Below are 17,407 nucleotides of genomic sequence, written 5' to 3'. Positions count from 1 at the left end.
TTCTTATTTAACTAAATGTTTCTGATACGTCTCTTTTAAACGTTGTTGTTCAACTTCTGCAGCTTCGTAACTGTCCATCGGAATCGTTTTAACACTACATAACTGACGGAAGGTATACATAAAGTCTGCATCCGTGTTTTCATGATTAAAATGATACTTCACGTCTTGTTTAATATTTCGTCCTGTTTGATTCTTAAAGGCTATACCGATGTATTTGACTCTTCCTTGCATTTTCACAATGTAAAGCCCATCTTTACGTGGGGCGAACCATTTTCCTAATGGGAATTTCCAATACATATTTTTCCTCCTCAAACATTCTTATTTATAGTTTAACACATTTTTTACAATTAGAAAATAAAGATTCCAATAACACCTGCGATAATAATGTAAAATATTGGGTGGTGTTTCCATTTATTTGTGGCAAATAAGAAGATAAAAAATAAAATCCAAGCTTTTATTGATATCAAATCTAAAATATTACGTGATGCTTTAAATGCATCAATATCAATCAGTGTCACCATCGCGATACTCCCTGCTGCGGCTAAAATTAATCCGGTAACAGCCGGTCTTAATCCTGTAAAAATGCCACTAACTAAATGACTATCACGATAATGCAACACATATTTTGCAATTAGCATAATAATCATCATACTTGGCAAAACAATACCAAATGTTGCAATAATACTACCGATAATACCAAATTGTGAGTAACCAACATAAGTACTAATATTTACGCCAATAGGACCTGGGGTAGATTCACTAACAGCAATCATATCAGTAAACTGTGTTTGTGTAAGCCATCCACGTTCTAACACTTCCGCTTGTAATAAAGGAATAGCTGCTAGACCGCCACCAACTGTAAATAATCCGACTTTAAAAAATATTAAAAACAATCTTAAGAGGGCCATTATTCGACACCTCCAATTTTAAATGTATATAGTAATACACCAATAATACCTGATCCTATAACGATGTATACTGGTGAAATACTCAAAAACATAACCAATGAGAATGCCAAAATACCTATTAATGCTGTAATCCAATTTGTGATAGATTTTTTACCCATTTTGATCACGGCGTTTAAGATAAGAACTACAACAACCACTCTGACCCCAGCAAATGCTGATTCAACAAATGGGTTACTGCTAAAAGCTTCAAAAAACTTAGCGATTGAAATAATGATTACCCATGACGGGGTGACCATGCCTAGTGTTGCGGCAAAGGCACCAAAGATACCGGCTTTCTTATAACCAATAAATGTTGCTGTATTGATGGCAATAATACCTGGTGTGCTTTGACCAATCGCGAAATAGTCGAGCATTTCTTCATCCGTTGCCCAACCGTATTTATTAACGACTTCTTTCCTTAACATCGGTAACATTGCATAGCCACCACCAATAGTAAACAATCCGATACGTAAAAAGACGATGTATAATTTAAAATAAATGCTTGCTCTAAATGTTTTTACCATGATTCGACTCCTTTTTCAAACTCACTCTCTAGTCTAATACACTTACCCTTTTTTTTCAATACAAAAAGGTGCCTTTTTAAAGACACCTGTAAAAATTCACTCTCTATTTTTATACATCCGTTCATCGGCTTTTGCCAAAAGATTTGCATAATCACAATCGAGATCATAACTCATAGCATATCCAATCGATATTGATATGTTATAGTCCATTAATACACTATCTTTTTGAATCGTTTTCTCTAAACTATCCAATAACTTAGAAAAGTTCGTCTCGATTATGTCTTTAGCCACAAGAACGAACTCATCTCCCCCAAAACGTGCCAATAAATCATTCTGTCTTACTCTTTTTTGCATCACTTGAGCGACTCTTTTTAAAACTTTATCGCCGGTATCATGACCGTATTGATCATTAATTTGCTTAAAGTGTCTAATATCAATCATTGCGATACCATAATGATACAAGTCTCTTTTACAATCCCTTTCAACAATATTTAAAAACTCATATAGTCTCTTGCGATTCGATAATTCTGTTAAAAAGTCATGATTCACTTGATGTTTCAAAGTTTGATATTGTGTCATAATCACCAAATCTTTTTCAATGATATCCCGTGACAATAGAATCCATTCAGCCACATAATCGTCCATAGTAATCTTTGTATTATCCAAAATACAAATTGTGCCAAAATATGATCCATCAGGGTATCTAATTGGAAGACCATAATAGGATATCATATCAAGTTTTACATCTGGATTGTCTTTCCAATTCTTATCCTTTAATGCATTGTCAATATGTAATTGACGATTGTCTCCTATGACAGTTTCACAATAAAGGCCTTGCCCTAAATGATCTTTACCATCTTCATGATATGGATTTTCTTTATTCTGACTCTTCAAAAAAACTTTCATATTCTCTGGTGTGATTTTCATTATTAAGCCTGCTTTTACCTTAGCGATTTTCACCAATAAATCGAGCGTTTTCTGCCACTTTTCAGTGATATCTTCTTCAGGTACATCTAAAATGTCATGAATCTTTGCAGTCTTGAACTGATCTTTTTCACGTAAATAAACACGCGTTCTCATTTTACCACCCTCAGTTTTTATGCCATACCTAAATAGATAATTCCAATGTTACAGGACAATGATCACTCCCATAGATTTCATTTAATATTTCAGCTTTTTCAATTGCACTTATTAACCGTTCAGACACGACAAAGTAATCGATACGCCACCCTGCGTTATTTTGTCGTGCATTGAACATATACGACCACCATGAGTATTTCACAGTTTCTGGATGCAAATAGCGAAATGTATCAACAAATCCTGCATCTAATAACTCACCAAACTTCGTTCTTTCTTCAATCGTAAAACCAGCATTCTTTTTATTTGTCTTATGATTCTTTAAATCAATTTCTTTATGTGCCACATTTAGATCACCACATAAGATAACAGGTTTTTCTTGATCTAGTTTTTGGTAATATGCTCTAACAGCATCTTCATAGTCTTGTCTGTAATCTAAACGTTCTAATTTACGTTTAGCATTAGGAACATAAGTGTTCACAAGATAAAAGTTATCATACTCAAGTGTAATTATACGTCCTTCGTCATTATATGCACCATTATCTAAACCATATTGCACGCTGATTGGTTTGTGTTTAGCATAAATTAAAGTACCACTATATCCTTTCCGATCAGCATCATTCCAATACTCATGATATCCGTCAATTTCCCATGATTTTTGGTTTTCTTGCATTTTGGTTTCTTGAATGGCAAAAAAATCTGCATCTATATCCTTAAAGAAATCCATAAATCCTTTTTTCATCGCGGCTCTTAGACCATTAACATTCCATGAAACAAATTTCATTAAATCCTCTCCTACTATCTTTATACCATAATATCATAAGAAATCTAAAAATTAAACTGTATATATTTTAATTAAGTTTATTAACTATTAGTCTTTTTAACTTATATTTGGTTATGATGTATTGACTTATGACCTATAAATATGCTAAAGTTTTAACAGTAACACTTAACCCCCTTTTTACTTTACATTTTTGTAAAGACCACAACCCTTATAACACACCTAAATAATAGGAGCCCCCCCGCTCCTATTATTTATTTATAGGGAGTTAATGAACACTCCCTAACAAAAAAAGTCTTGCATTTTTGCAAGGCTTTTTAATGATTATTCTTCCTCTTCGAATGAATCTTCGTCTTCTGCTGGTCCTTGTTTAATTGCTTCTACTTCAAGAACTTCGTCTTCTTCAGCAGTAGGTTCTTCAATTTCTTCCATTGTTACATAAGTTAAACTAGCAACAACTTCATCAGGATCCGATAACATTGTAATTCCTTCTGGAACTTCGATGTCAGATACGTGAACACTTTCGTTTTCTTGTAAACCTGATAAGTCTACATCAATACTTGAAACACCTTTACCAACGTTGTACTCAACTTCAACTTCATCTAAGTTGATTGTTAGTACTAATCCGATTTTAGCTCTATCATCACGACCAATTAAGTTAAGTGGTACGTAAGATGTAATCGTATCTGTACTTGATACTTTTTGTAAATCGAAATGAGTAATTTGATTTGTATTCATGTAATCTGTTTGAATATCTTTAATATAAACAATATGATCATCACCATCTAAGTCGATTGTGAATGTCATATTTCGTCCATACTGATTAAATGTTTTCATAACATCTTGATATTCTGCTTGGATAGCGACACTATCAATTCCGCTACCATAAATAACTCCTGGCACTGATTTTTTTGCTCGAACCTTTTTACCCGATTCAACACGTTTTTTTATATTCATGTTTTCACTCCTGTTTCTCTTCTTTTGTTGAGACTGTTATATATTATAACATAAATAAAAATGAAATGATAGCGATAAATAAAATCGATAAAATTCATTCACTGGTCTCGACATAATATAAATAACACAATAAGTCTATCATAATCTTTATAAATGTCAAGTGATTAGGTCTATATCTAAACTTTAAAGTGTTCTTTTTCTATAATCATTTCCTTAATCAATGTTTTATTGTCACTGTTTCTAGTTTTACGAATATGCACAGCTCTATTATAAAAACCTAAACGTCTAAGCAGATTATCTAGTTCCTTATTACCATCACGTATTTGTACTGAAACGACATCTGCCTTTCGCACCGCAAATAAATAATCTAAGATTGCACTGATACTTTCAATTATTGTATCTTTACTCAGCAATATTAGTTCATTAACAATAAAACGTAATGCTTTTGTTTCTTTCAAGTGAACATATCCAATGTCTTGCTTGGTTTTTTGAATAATAAAATACTCATCGTTCTGTGTAGTAGTTTGCGCCGTGTAAAACACGTTAAATAATGCCCTGTCGCGATAAACTTTGATTCGTTTATCATCAGCACGTGTTTTAATAAGCGCGTATACGCCTAGTTGTGTTTTCATCCTTACTCCTTCTTAATGTAGTTTGCCTAATAGATTTGTGACATTAGTCACGATAGTATTATAACATAATTCGGAGTCATTTCATTAAAAAAGTTAGATATTCCTATCTAACTTTACTCATAAAACTTTTAAATTCTTCTGTGTTAGGATCATCCAAAATATTTGGCTTTCCATGTTCTACTATTTTACCTTTATCCATGAAAATCACATAGTCAGCAAAATCTTTAACAAAGCTCATAACATGTGTCACAAAGATAAACTGCTTCCCTAATCCGCGCAATTCTTCAACGGCATTTAAAACTTCATCAGTTAAGATTGGATCTAAGCTACTTGTCGGTTCATCTAAAAATATTATTTCTGGATCAATGCTTAACGCTCGGGCAATTGATGCCCGTTGTGCTTGACCTCCCGACACTTTTGCTGGTTTTTTCTCTTTTTGATCATGCAAATGCAATATATCTAAATATTTATCTGCCGCATCACTTGCCTCTTGTGGCGACATATTTCGTGTTTTTTCCAAAATTAATGTAATATTTCGTTTAAGCGTTAAATGGGGAAACAAATTATGATTTTGAAATACAAATCCAACATGTTGCCGGTATTCTGGATCTCTAACATCTATTTCATCAATTTCAATGTTTCCACTCGTTGGTGCTTCAAGACCTGCCATCATTCTAATCAATGTTGATTTACCACTTCCACTGACACCAATGATTCCTATTGATGTATAGTCTTCTAAGGTAATATTAACATCTTCTAATACTTCAACATCATAGGTATGACTAACATGTTGAATATCTATTTTCATAGCGACCATTTCCTTTCGATAACTTTAGTAAGTTGAGAGAGTGGTATGGTGATGATTAAATAAAGACCCCACATAAGTATATAACCCTCCACAAACGCAAATGTACGGGATTGTATAACACGTATTGAGTAAAATATTTCAGGCCAACTCAAGACATAGATTAAGGCACTTCCTTTAATAATCATCGAAAAGTTATTCATTAATGGTGGCATTAAGATACGAACAACTTGTGGAATAATAATATATCGGTATTTTTGGTATGATGTAAATCCAAATAGATCCATTGCCATATATTGCTCATCAGAAATACTTGAAATGGCAGATTTATAGACATTTTTCATGTACGGAGTCATATAGAAAATTAAAGCCAGTGTCCCCATCAAGAAACGCGTATAAGCAGCAAACGCCGGACCTATTAAGAATGCCATAACAACCATAAAAACCAATAATGGTGTACCGTAAATAATCTCAGTCAAAACATCGATTAAAGCATTAAAATACTTTATTTTCGATATGCTTAGTAAGTAGAAAATAAAGCCTAACACCATACTACCAACAAGGGTGATGAGTGATAAGAAAACCGTGTTCCACACACCTGTGATGATCATATTAATATATATGTCAAAAGAAGCAAATGAAAATTTGCTCGTTTGTCTAACAACAACAAATACCATAAACGCAATAACCGTTAAGATTGCAAGGAAATAGGCAAACACCTTACTCCTTGCAATCTTAATTATGATTTTCATAATGTTACTATTCATCATCTTTTTATTAACGTTTTTTAATGTTGATGCAAAATTACTCATTGATATAGAATTCTAAACCGTAACGACCTAGTGATTCTTCAATGTCAGGATTCCAATCTTCTTCTAGCTGGTCATATAAACCACCTTGTTCATTAAATGTATCAATAAATGCATTTGCTTGTTCTAATAAATCACTATTACCTTCAGCAACAGCCATTCCAATTGGGCTTGATACAAATGCATCCCACAAAATCATTGTCTCATTAGGATTAGCATTATAACCATTAACAACTGGGTTAGCACTCATTAATAGAATATCCGCTGTCCCTTGCGCAACTTGCTCAATTGCAGTTCCTAAATCAGCAGCCTCAGTGACATCTTTTCCGTAAGATTCCGGAATAGTTGTAGAAACCTGAGTTGCTAGCCCAACATACTTCACATCTTCAATAGCCAATACTTCTTCAACTGTTGAATCAGAAGTTAAATTATTAGCGGAAGCAAAATCAGCATTTAATAAACTAATGATTTTAAAATAAAAGTATGGATCAGTAAAATCAACACTTTGTTCACGCTCTTCAGTAATACTCATAGACGCAATTGCAATATCAATTTCTCCTGAGTTCAACGCAGGAATTATTGATCCAAAATCTGTATTAACAATCTCAACTTCACGTCCCAAATAGTCTCCAAATGCGCGTGCAATATCGACACTAATTCCTTCTGGGTCATTATTCACATCAACTGTCTCGAATGGGGGATATTGCAAATCCATTCCTACACGTAAAACATCATCACGTCCACAAGCACTCAACAAGGTAATAAATGTAATTGTAGTGACAAGTAGTAGTAGTTTTTTCATAGTTCTTTTCATCCTTTCTTAATTTGTAAATATTTTAACTTAGATAACGCTATTTTTCTTCTAAAACACTCTTTTATTCGTAGTAATCCTTCTCATCAATCGTGAAATCATCCTCATTTAAATCAAACTCATTGTCTTTCTTAAACGCATCTTGGCGTTTTTTAGGTTTAGCGTTAGTATACCCTAATTCTTTTTTCTCTGGTAACACGATTGCCATAATAATATAGATTAACACAACGGGAACACCTGATGTAAAAATCGCAATGAAAACTGTTAATAACCGTACGATTGTCACATCTACATCGATGTACTCAGCAATGCCTTGGCAAACCCCAGCTATAACAGCTTCTTCCCCATTTTTATATAGACGTTTTTGACTCGACATATCCATCACCTTCTCCTTCTATGAATTCACACTCTATTGTGACATGTTCTATGTTAAATTCTTGTATTTTTTCTTTAACCATTTTTTTGATTGAAATAATTTTATCAATCGTCAACTTCGTATCTAAAACAATATGAATACTCATCATGTGTCTAATCCCATCTAGTGTCCAAACATGACCATGATGAGCTTTAATTATATGATCAATCTTATTAATTTGCTTCATGATGTCATCAAAATCAATCTCATCTGGGACTTTTTGCATGAAAATGTTAAATAGTTGCTTAGTACTATTATAAACATATACCAAAATTATAACCACTATACCTAAACTTAAAATAGCATCTAACACGTAAAAATCAACAAAAAGTAGCACTATACTTCCAATAAGGATCGCAACCCATCCAAGCATATCTTCTAAGAGATGAAGGGATACAGTTTTCTCATTTAGAGAGTGCCCTTGGTGTGTTTTGAAAAACGCAATACCATTAAACACAATTCCTAACACTGCAAATAGTAGCATCCCTTGTGCATCAACTTGAACTGGATTGAATAATCGTGGTATGGTCTCACTAATGATAAATATCGAACCACCAATTAGTACGAAACTCGTAATTAATGCACCTAGTAACGAGAAACGGTCATACCCATACGTATAGATGTCATCTGGCTTCTTATGAGAAATTTTCTCTAGAAAATAAGCAATCCCTAAAGATAACGAATCTCCTAAATCGTGTATTGCATCACTCAAAATAGCAATACTACCCGTATAGAGTCCACCAATTACCTCAACAATGGTAAAGCTAAGATTAAGGAAAAAGGCTAGTCCTATATTGTTTTGATTTTGATGCATATACTCACCTACCCGTTTTGTGGACGTGGCCCATAATATTGATAGAACCACGTTTCGATATTTCCGTTATACAGTTTACGGCGTTTATTTGATGTCTTTCCGTAAAGCGTTTCAAATTCTTTACTGCTGGTAATGAGGTAAATAGAAAACGTATCTAAACTTTTGTAGAGCTTACCTATATCCTTATATAAGCTATTGATGGATTGTTCACTTAATAATCTCTCACCATAAGGTGGATTTGTAATGATAATACCATATGGTTTATTATAGGCCTGCTTTCTTGCATCACCGCGTTTAAAAATTATATGTTCATCAACTCCAGCTTCAAATGCATTATCTTGTGCAGCTTTCAAACTTTCTTCATTTAGATCGGATGCATATATCTCTAGTTTAGTATCTTGGTCAATTGCTTTAAAAGCTTCTCTCGAAATCTCTTTCCATAATGATTTGCCCATCCAACTCCAATGTTTAGAGGCGAAATCACGATTTAGTCCCGGCGCGATATTTAGTCCAATCATTGCCGCTTCTATCGGAATTGTTCCTGAACCACAAAAGGGATCATAAAGTACACGATCTTTTTGCCAAAAACTTAATAATACCAAGGAGGCTGCGAGCGTCTCTTTGAGTGGTGCTTTAACCGATTGAACACGATATCCACGCTTATGTAAGCCATCTCCACTTGTATCAATAGTCACTGTTGCCTTATCTTTTAGAATAGATACTAATACAGTAAATAAAGCACCTTTTTCATCGAACCACTGGGTATTATAATGTGTTTTCATCTCTTCAACTATTGCTTTTTTAGTAATTGATTGAACATCTGATAAACTAAACAATTTTGACTTCACACTTTTTGCTAATACAGTAAATTTACCATCTTTATCAATTACCTTATGCCAATCAATTTGATTAATTTTATCAAATAACTGGGCAAATGTTAAAACTTTAAATTCATCCATTTTCAAAAGCACACGATCCGCACTTCTTAACCACATGTTAGCTCTTGCGATGCCTGCTTTATCAGTTAAAAATGTGATCTTGCCATTTTCAGTCTTTTTAATTTTATATCCTAAGTCTATAAGTTCTCGTTTACATACAGCTTCCAAACCAAAAGAGGTTGTTGCGATACATTCAAATTCTTGCATAAAATCTCCTTAATGTTATTAACCAAAATCATAAATATTCACTAAATATTATAACACGAATTAATACCGTTTAACATTATTACATTAAAAAAGATTGCCAACAATAAACTATAAGCTATCTTTTTTGTTTCTTGTATTTTGATCTGTCAGTTTTGTAAGTGGTAGTTTCTTTAACCCACTTTTTATGTTCTTCCATTGATACAATATATGATAAATCAATTTTATACATGATACCCTCCCTCTTTTTTATGTTATACATTCATTACATATACTTCGTAATATACTTTTAATGTTGTAATTGATTATCTCGTTGCTTCATATATCGTTCTGCTTGATCAACTTTTTCTGTGTAAACATCATGTTGATGTATTAATTCTAATTCATAATACATTATGATTCCTCTTTTTTTTACTATAAGACCCATTCCTACACTCGCTTAGTAATCTATTTTACGCAGTTACAAAATATGAAGATTTAAATAATTGTTTTATTTTTGAGCTTTTCGAGTATTATTAAAATATGATTCTGTTTGTTGGACTTTTTCTTGATACTCATTGTGTTGACAAATTTGTTCTAATTGATTAAACATCTGTTTCACACCTTTTATTATTTTATATTTTATAGTTAATATTTTTAATATCTATGTTGATATTTCTTAATTACAATTTAATAATATCAAGTATATTTATTTTTATCAAGGAAATTTTGAAATAAATTTTAATTTTTTTAATGTAATAGTTAATTTTATTGATTTATTAATTAATTTTATTTATATTAAAGTGGTTTTTAAACCATAAAAAAAGACCCGAAGGTCTTTAATCAATAAAATAAACAGTCTACCACATCATCTAATGTTATATTAAAGAAATATTCAGACACATTCATAGGCGCTAAGACTTTTCTAACATTTTCTTCTTCATAGTTAGTTCCAATTAATGCATCTTCAAGTTCAGTTAAATCTTTTGAGCCTAGAAAGTCACCATATATTTTCAAGTTTGTAATCGTTCCATCCTTAACATTGAATTTAAACTCAAGTACTCCACCTTTGTATCGTCTGACTTTTTCCATCGAAAACTCTGGAGATGCTCCATAGTTCCATTCCCATGTTGCATATTTTTCTTCCATGAGTGTATATATTTTCTTTAGGTCATCTTGAGATAACTCATAAACATATTTACTAATGTCTGTTGTATCTAATAGATATTTCAGTAATTGCTCTTCGAACTCTTCAACAGTCACTTGTTTTTTAAGGTACGGTTTTATGTTTGTTACTCGTGCTCTATTTGATTTAATCCCTTTAGATTCAATTTTCGCTTTTTTCACATTTAGAACATCGGCTATCATCTTAAGATTCACATCAAATAAGATTGTCCCATGATGTAGCATCTTATTTTTATAATAACTCTGTGCATTACCACTAACTTTCATACCTTCGACAACAATGTCATTTCTGCCAGCAAACGCTGCTGGAACACCTAGACTATTTAACGCTTTGATTACAGGATCGGTGAACTTGCGATAGTTATTCAAATTGTCTTTTAAGTTTTTGGTAATAAATGAAAAGTTTAAATTGCCTAGATCGTGGTATACTGCCCCACCCCCGGTGATCCGCCGAACAACATTTACATTGTGTTGTTTGATGTAGTCAGCATGAATTTCTTCAACCGTATTTTGATTTCGTCCTATAATAACACTATTTTCATTTTGCCAAAGTAAGACAAAATCTTCATCTGTATCTAAATACTTTAAGACGTATTCTTCTAACGCTAAATTGAATCTCGGATCTTTTGAATGATTAATAATGGTCTTCATTGTATCTTCCTTTCTTTACCTATGATTATTTTAATTGGCGGAGGAGAAGGGATTTGAACCCTTGCGCCGTTTCCGACCTACTAACTTTCCAAGCTAGCCCCTTCAGCCCCTTGGGTACTCCTCCAGTAATTATAATCCCTCGACGTAGCGTTTAAATTGAGTCATACCTTTACGCGTTTTACGCTGAAAAGCCATCTCATTATATTCCGGTTCCTCTTTAAAATCAAAGATAGTCTCTACAATCCATAAGGTGTCTGCCCCGTAATGCTCAAAGTAATTTGTTTGTGTATTGACAACCGTCCCCATTTGATACTGAGTAATGATTTTATGTGGTAGGTGCATTTCCAGGATAGTCTCATTCATTGTAAACGTTGACTCATCTTCAGCTAGATATGTTAACTGCACAAGATGCCCGGCTTTACGATATGCTCCTTCTTTCAACTCAACACGACATCATGAAGGTTGCCATTCATGCATATTATCATAATCCAAAAATGCATCAAGAACTTCACTACGGTTACGTTTAATAACTTTCTTCGTTTCATATGTATAACGCATTATAAATGCCTCCTATCTTTATTTATAATCATTATACCAACAATTTAGGTAAGTAAAAAGCGAATTAATCTTTTTTTCAATATTACCTCAATCAAAAATAAAATATGATACAATAATATAAAAGAACATAGGAGGCCTATATGAAAAAAGCACGTACACTTACATCTATTATTATTGTTTTAATCGCTATATTCTTCGGATCTGATCAGTTTTTAAATATTAACTTAGTTGATTTTTTCAATACAGAAGATCATTCTACTCCACCAATCATAGATACATCAACCTATATTCCTGAAGGTTACTATGATGGCATAGAAGGATTATCTGGCGATGACCTCAAATCAGCATTAAACGATATTATAACGAACCACCAAGAATACCCTTATACTGATGACGAGACAGATGTGTGGGATATTTTAAGAGCTGCAGATGAAGATCCTAATAATCCCGATCATGTCCTCTTGTTTTATACCGGTCTCTCAATCCACAAAGATTGCCAACAAGGTATGGCAACCGATGCATTATGTATCCTAACAATTGAAGGCGAAGAGGATACTGTCGATTGGAATCGAGAACATATCTGGTCCAAATCTCGTGGTGATTTTGAGATTAAAGAAGGCACTAGCACTGTCTTAGATATGGGCGCACATACTGATGGGCACCATTTGGTTGCTGCTGAAAGAACAATGAACTCCACTAAAAACAATCGCATGTTTGAAGATTGTAACGATGGTGACGATACGAACGTTGAGGCAGTTGGTTATGGAAACTATACGTGCAACGACTGGGAGTTTGAACCCCGTGACGAAGTTAAAGGAGACGTCGCACGTATGATCTTCTACATGGCTGTTAGGTACGAAGGCGAAGAAGGTGATATGGTTGATTTAGAAGTCGTAAATGATCCAGATGCCGCAAAAAGTTCTAAACTACCTCTGTATGGAGATATTGATGATTTGCTAAGGTGGCATATAGAAGACCCTGTTAGTGAAGATGAGTTGTGGCGTAATCAAGTTATTTATCAATATCAAGGAAATCGTAATCCTTTCATTGATATGCCAGAATTAGTAGAACTCATTTGGGGGAGTCCAGCGGATTACACATCATAAGATAAAAAAGTATTACCAAAATTTTGGTAATACTTTTCTTTTTATATTATCGTTACTATATGAATAATAAGGCAACACCCATAAAGGCGACCACACTTGCTAAAACTTCCTTATATGAAACCTCTTCTTTGAAAAACATAATCGAAAACGGAATAATCATGATCACATTTGTTTGAGCAATGGTAGTTGCAATTCCCATTTCTGTGTATTGCAATGCCCATAATGACGAAGAAACACCTAAAACTGGTCCAAACAAAGCTCCTATTGCTAAAAATACCATTGCTGATGTATTTCTTGTTGCCCGTCCAACATCTGGCCAAGTTTTGCGCCAAGATAAAACCAGTAAAAATCCGATGGTTGCCGCTATAATACGTATTTGTGTAGCCGCAAAAGCACTGCCCTCACCCATGCCAATTTTACTAAATACTAAGCCAATTGCTTGAGCAATAGCTCCAATAAAGGCAAACATAATTCCGCGCACCATATGCGGATGAAAACGTTCTCGTTTTGGTTTTTTAAGTAGAATCGCAATGGCAATTGCTGATAATGTAATTGCCATACCTATAAATTCTAGAACACTGAGAACTTCTTCAAAAAAGAAATATCCCAAGATTGTCGATATGACAGGTACCATACTCATTATTAATAATGATATTCTACCACCGACATCAACAAATGCTTGAAATAAAAACATATCACCAATAAATAAGCCAATGATACCACTAAGAAACAACCAAGACCATGCTGTGTTGCTCATACTTAGCGGGATAAACCCATCTCCAAAGGCAAGTAAGATAAAGCCTAAAAAAACGAAACCCATAATTAACCTGATAAAATTTACTGATAATGATCCGACACGCTTTCCGGCAAACTCAAAAGAGACAACTGTAATTGTCCAACATAGAGCGGTTCCAATAGAAATCAACTCTCCTATATACATGTATATGCCTCCATTCTACTTCTTAAATAGTCTATCACTGTCAATGCCTTGATGCAATAATTATTTATAGACTTGACAATACATTAAGATGGTACTAAAAAATATAATATGACAAGGTTGTCACATTGGAGATGACAACATGCCAAATCAAACATTTCACAATCTGCCTAATGATAAACAAAACCGTATCATTGAGGCGGCTATTAATGAATTCTCTCAGCGCGATTACGAGAGTGCAATGATATCTAAAATCATTAAAGATGCCCATATCCCCCGAGGCAGTTTTTATCAATATTTTGAAGGAAAGAAAGATTTGTACAAGTTTTTATTTACAATTATTGCGAAAGATAAACTCTCATTCATGGCCGATGAGATGATGAACAAAGACAATCTACCTTTTATTGAACTTGTTGCTATACTATATAAACAGGGGATTGCTTTTGCTACGGCACATCCCAAATACCTTAAAATTACGCGCTTCTTATTCGCTAAGCGAGATGCCTTATTTGATGAAATAATGGACCTAATTTACAACTTGGTATTTCATATTATAAAAACTATATAGAAAAGGATATGGCACAAGGCCGGATTCGATCTGATTTTGATGCCTATCAATTAGCTAAGATTTTCAGTAATCTTATTACACAAACAACAACACAGATATTTTACGATGACAATTACACGTTTGAAACTATTCAAGAAGACATCAATACACTCATCAATATATTCAAGAAAGGAATCGAAACAAAATGAAAACAATGTTCGAAGTGAAAGATCTTTATTACCACTATCCTAAGCAAACTGAAGACGTCATAAATGGTATCAGTTTCTCAATCAAACAAGGAGAGATATTTGGTTTTTTGGATCCAAGTGGAGCTGGAAAGAGTACTACTCAGAAGATTATGATTAAAGTTTTAGATGATTTTCGTGGTGATATTTTTTACAACGGAAAGTTAATCACCGAATACAAGAATGATTTTTATTAAGATATCGGGGTAAGTTTTGAAATGCCTATTCATTTTTCAAAAATGACTGCACTTGAGAATATTGAGTTTTTCAAGAAATTGTATAAAAATAACAGTGATACCGAAGCGTTAATGAAGCGTGTTGGATTATGGAAAGATCGCGATAAAATGGTTGGGGAATACTCTAAGGGAATGAAAATTCGATTAAATATTATACGTGCTATGCTGAATGATCCCAAGATGTTATTTCTAGATGAACCTACAAATGGTCTTGATCCAACTAACGCAATGATTTTAAAAGATATGATAAGAGAATTTAAGAATGATGGTGGAACAGTTTTCATTACAAGCCACATCATGTCTGATATTGAACAACTATGTGATCGTGTTGCATTTATCGTGCATGGCGAAATTAAAGAAATTGATTCGCCAAGAAATTTAAAAATTAAATACGGTAAACGCGAAGTCACACTTGAATACAACGAAAATAATAAGACACACACAAAAGGGTTCCCACTAGAAGATATCGGGAAGAATAAGACATTTATAAAACTATTAAAAGAGAAGAATATCGAGACAATTCATACCGGTGAAACAACATTAGAAGACATCTTTATCAAATTGACAGGAGAGACCTTAGATGAAGCTAAATAGATTATGTATTTTAATCAAAGGAGAATTATCCCGGTTGAATCGGTATAACGTATTTTCTATAAGTATCCTTGTTGCTATTATATCGGGGGGCTGTTTTATACTTTATCGATGAGTCTTTGTTAGGTAGTTTATTACCTTTTGTATTGTTAATCGATGCCTCGTTGATGAGTATTATGTATATCGGTAGTGTAAACTATTTTGAAAAATCGGAATCTACAATATCTACATTACTTGTTACCCCTATAACTAACAGTGAATTAGTCTTATCAAAAGTATTCGCAAACACAATACATAACTTATTTTCATCTACATTAATTATCATTGTCTTCTATTTCATTAAAAATGTTGAAATCAACTTACTATTATTATTTATGGGCATATTATTTACTACGAATTTCTTTACCATAGCTGGACTAAGTTTATCCTATTATCAAAAAGATTTTACAACAATGTTAATGACAATTATGGCACTCTCATTCACATTAATGGTGCCTACTTTATTATATTTATTTAATGTCTTGACGTGGGATGGATGGGAATATATATTATTAGTTAACCCTATCCAAGCCGCAGAGTTTTTGATCAGTGGTGGATTTAAAGGGGCAGAGTATAACTATCAATACTTCTTCAGCTTAGCTTATATGTTTTTCGGAGCTATTTTACTATATCAATTTCATACCTTACCGAAGTTCCAAGACTATGCCGTAAGACAAAGTGGGGTGTAATTATGTTTAAAACGATTTTATTTGCAGAATTAAGAAATATAAAGCGTGATCCAATGTATCTTTTCTTTGCTATATATCCGATTATTTTAGGGATTGCTGGTCATTATCTGGTTCAATATAGAAGATTCCGCACCCAATAGTCCGTGGTCTAACATCACAAGTATGATTTTTATCATTCTTACTGGATTTATTTTTGGAGCCATAACAGCTTTTACCTTACTCGATGATAAAGATGATCAAGTATTAACAAGCTTAAAAGTAACGCCAATCGATGTGAAAGCCTATGTATTTGTCAAATTACTCATCAGTTTTGTTTTTGGATTAATTGCCACATACGCCATTATATATGGGACTGGATTTTTATCAAAAAGCTCCTTTGGTATCATTACGTTAATCTCTATAACTGGGGCCATTCAAGCTCCTGGCATTGCCCTTATTGACAATAGTTTTTCTGAGAATAAAGTAGAAGGATTCGTCATTATGAAAATGTCAGGCTTAATAATCATATTACCTGTTATAGCTTTTTTTGTAACTGGTTGGATACAAAACTTACTGGGTATTGCCCCTGGATACTGGGCAGCACGTATCATCGAATTAGAACTTGTTCCGTCAGAAGAGGGGAGCGCGTTAATCACATTCGTAATTGGTGTTATGTATAATTTAGGATTACTTTGGTTATTAATGAAATTATATACTAACCGAGCAAATTTATAGGAGGATCATATGGAAATTTTAAAAAATGTTTTAATTATCTATGGGATACTGTGTTTCTATATTGGTATTTTTAAACCCCCAATTATATGGCACATGAAAAAATTTGAAGTTTTAAAGAAACTATTTAAAGGTGAAAGAAACGTTCAAATCTTTGTGCTTGTATGGGGACTAATTGCTTTAGCATTTGGTATTTATTTATAAGAGAGATTGACCAAC

General features: G+C 33.2%; 23 protein-coding genes, 1 tRNA gene and 1 pseudogene. 8 read left to right on the top strand and 17 right to left on the bottom strand.

What is annotated here, in order from left to right; genetic code table 11:
* Positions 1-3 precede the first annotated feature (3 nt).
* The 16 genes from UMR38_05900 to UMR38_05825 form a co-directional block, all read right to left on the bottom strand.
* The gene (locus UMR38_05900) at positions 4-297 is read right to left on the bottom strand and encodes a hypothetical protein (protein MEC9485389.1); all 294 of its coding nucleotides are present in this window, start codon (positions 295-297) and stop codon (positions 4-6) included.
* A 50-nt stretch (positions 298-347) separates the two neighbouring features.
* The gene (locus UMR38_05895; GenBank protein ID MEC9485388.1) at positions 348-908 is read right to left on the bottom strand and encodes a chromate transporter; all 561 of its coding nucleotides are present in this window, start codon (positions 906-908) and stop codon (positions 348-350) included.
* Entirely contained in the window at positions 908-1,471 is a 564-nt protein-coding gene (locus tag UMR38_05890) for a chromate transporter (GenBank protein MEC9485387.1), read from the bottom strand. Before UMR38_05890 ends, UMR38_05895 begins: the two co-directional genes overlap by 1 nt.
* A 96-nt stretch (positions 1,472-1,567) precedes the next feature.
* Positions 1,568-2,551 (bottom strand): GGDEF domain-containing protein, encoded by a 984-nt coding sequence (locus UMR38_05885; GenBank protein MEC9485386.1) that lies wholly within the window; start codon positions 2,549-2,551, stop codon positions 1,568-1,570.
* A gap of 28 nt (positions 2,552-2,579) precedes the next feature.
* A complete protein-coding gene (locus UMR38_05880) occupies positions 2,580-3,332 on the bottom strand; it encodes an exodeoxyribonuclease III (GenBank protein MEC9485385.1) in 753 nt (250 codons plus the stop codon).
* A 321-nt stretch (positions 3,333-3,653) separates the two neighbouring features.
* Positions 3,654-4,286 (bottom strand): 50S ribosomal protein L25, encoded by a 633-nt coding sequence (locus UMR38_05875; GenBank protein ID MEC9485384.1) that lies wholly within the window; start codon positions 4,284-4,286, stop codon positions 3,654-3,656.
* 176 nt (positions 4,287-4,462) lie between these two features.
* Positions 4,463-4,918, bottom strand: a complete 456-nt coding sequence (locus UMR38_05870) for a hypothetical protein (protein ID MEC9485383.1) — start codon at positions 4,916-4,918, stop codon at positions 4,463-4,465.
* Positions 4,919-5,021: 103 nt separating this feature from the next.
* Entirely contained in the window at positions 5,022-5,726 is a 705-nt protein-coding gene (locus UMR38_05865) for an ATP-binding cassette domain-containing protein (protein ID MEC9485382.1), read from the bottom strand.
* Positions 5,723-6,535: an ABC transporter permease subunit gene (locus UMR38_05860; protein ID MEC9485381.1), complete on the bottom strand. Its 813-nt coding sequence runs from the start codon at positions 6,533-6,535 to the stop codon at positions 5,723-5,725. Before UMR38_05860 ends, UMR38_05865 begins: the two co-directional genes overlap by 4 nt.
* Positions 6,528-7,334 carry a transporter substrate-binding domain-containing protein gene (locus tag UMR38_05855; protein ID MEC9485380.1) on the bottom strand — a complete coding sequence of 269 codons (807 nt, stop codon included), beginning with the start codon at positions 7,332-7,334 and terminating at the stop codon, positions 6,528-6,530. Before UMR38_05855 ends, UMR38_05860 begins: the two co-directional genes overlap by 8 nt.
* Positions 7,335-7,407: 73 nt before the next feature.
* Entirely contained in the window at positions 7,408-7,719 is a 312-nt protein-coding gene (locus UMR38_05850) for a PspC domain-containing protein (GenBank protein ID MEC9485379.1), read from the bottom strand.
* On the bottom strand, positions 7,694-8,572 hold the full coding sequence (locus tag UMR38_05845; protein MEC9485378.1) for a cation diffusion facilitator family transporter: 879 nt from the start codon (positions 8,570-8,572) through the stop codon (positions 7,694-7,696). Before UMR38_05845 ends, UMR38_05850 begins: the two co-directional genes overlap by 26 nt.
* Before the next feature lie 8 nt (positions 8,573-8,580).
* Positions 8,581-9,717: a class I SAM-dependent RNA methyltransferase gene (locus UMR38_05840; GenBank protein ID MEC9485377.1), complete on the bottom strand. Its 1,137-nt coding sequence runs from the start codon at positions 9,715-9,717 to the stop codon at positions 8,581-8,583.
* A gap of 819 nt (positions 9,718-10,536) precedes the next feature.
* Positions 10,537-11,529 carry a lipoate--protein ligase gene (locus UMR38_05835; GenBank protein ID MEC9485376.1) on the bottom strand — a complete coding sequence of 331 codons (993 nt, stop codon included), beginning with the start codon at positions 11,527-11,529 and terminating at the stop codon, positions 10,537-10,539.
* Between the two features lie 35 nt (positions 11,530-11,564).
* Positions 11,565-11,653: transfer RNA gene (locus UMR38_05830), tRNA-Ser, on the bottom strand.
* A 5-nt stretch (positions 11,654-11,658) separates the two neighbouring features.
* Positions 11,659-11,970, bottom strand: a complete 312-nt coding sequence (locus UMR38_05825) for a hypothetical protein (GenBank protein ID MEC9485375.1) — start codon at positions 11,968-11,970, stop codon at positions 11,659-11,661.
* A 257-nt stretch (positions 11,971-12,227) separates the two neighbouring features.
* On the opposite strand from UMR38_05825, the gene UMR38_05820 reads away from it, so the two are divergent.
* The gene (locus UMR38_05820; GenBank protein MEC9485374.1) at positions 12,228-13,193 is read left to right on the top strand and encodes an endonuclease; all 966 of its coding nucleotides are present in this window, start codon (positions 12,228-12,230) and stop codon (positions 13,191-13,193) included.
* A gap of 55 nt (positions 13,194-13,248) precedes the next feature.
* Here UMR38_05820 and UMR38_05815 read toward each other — a convergent pair whose 3' ends face one another.
* Complete coding sequence (locus tag UMR38_05815; GenBank protein MEC9485373.1) at positions 13,249-14,133, bottom strand: DMT family transporter; 885 nt, start codon at positions 14,131-14,133, stop codon at positions 13,249-13,251.
* 139 nt (positions 14,134-14,272) lie between these two features.
* Here UMR38_05815 and UMR38_05810 point away from each other — a divergent pair, with 139 nt between their 5' ends.
* The 7 genes and pseudogenes from UMR38_05810 to UMR38_05780 all read left to right on the top strand — a co-directional run bounded on the left by UMR38_05810 (position 14,273) and on the right by UMR38_05780 (position 17,392).
* Positions 14,273-14,698: a TetR/AcrR family transcriptional regulator gene (locus UMR38_05810; protein MEC9485372.1), complete on the top strand. Its 426-nt coding sequence runs from the start codon at positions 14,273-14,275 to the stop codon at positions 14,696-14,698.
* An 8-nt stretch (positions 14,699-14,706) separates the two neighbouring features.
* Positions 14,707-14,886, top strand: a complete 180-nt coding sequence (locus UMR38_05805) for a hypothetical protein (GenBank protein ID MEC9485371.1) — start codon at positions 14,707-14,709, stop codon at positions 14,884-14,886.
* Positions 14,883-15,752 (top strand): annotated as a pseudogene (locus UMR38_05800) (ABC transporter ATP-binding protein). The gene UMR38_05805 and the pseudogene UMR38_05800 overlap by 4 nt, the downstream one beginning before the upstream one ends.
* Before the next feature lie 116 nt (positions 15,753-15,868).
* A complete protein-coding gene (locus tag UMR38_05795) occupies positions 15,869-16,477 on the top strand; it encodes a hypothetical protein (GenBank protein MEC9485370.1) in 609 nt (202 codons plus the stop codon).
* 2 nt (positions 16,478-16,479) lie between these two features.
* On the top strand, positions 16,480-16,617 hold the full coding sequence (locus tag UMR38_05790; GenBank protein ID MEC9485369.1) for a hypothetical protein: 138 nt from the start codon (positions 16,480-16,482) through the stop codon (positions 16,615-16,617).
* Between the two features lie 22 nt (positions 16,618-16,639).
* On the top strand, positions 16,640-17,191 hold the full coding sequence (locus UMR38_05785; protein ID MEC9485368.1) for a hypothetical protein: 552 nt from the start codon (positions 16,640-16,642) through the stop codon (positions 17,189-17,191).
* A 9-nt stretch (positions 17,192-17,200) separates the two neighbouring features.
* Positions 17,201-17,392, top strand: a complete 192-nt coding sequence (locus UMR38_05780) for a hypothetical protein (GenBank protein MEC9485367.1) — start codon at positions 17,201-17,203, stop codon at positions 17,390-17,392.
* The last annotated feature ends 15 nt before the right edge of the window (positions 17,393-17,407 follow it).

This window comes from Candidatus Izemoplasma sp. (genome assembly GCA_036172455.1).
In the GTDB taxonomy this organism is placed as follows: domain Bacteria; phylum Bacillota_I; class Bacilli_A; order Izemoplasmatales; family Izemoplasmataceae; genus JAIPGF01.
The sequence above is the reverse complement of the archived record's forward strand: the minus strand, read 5'-3'. Positions and strand labels throughout refer to the sequence as shown.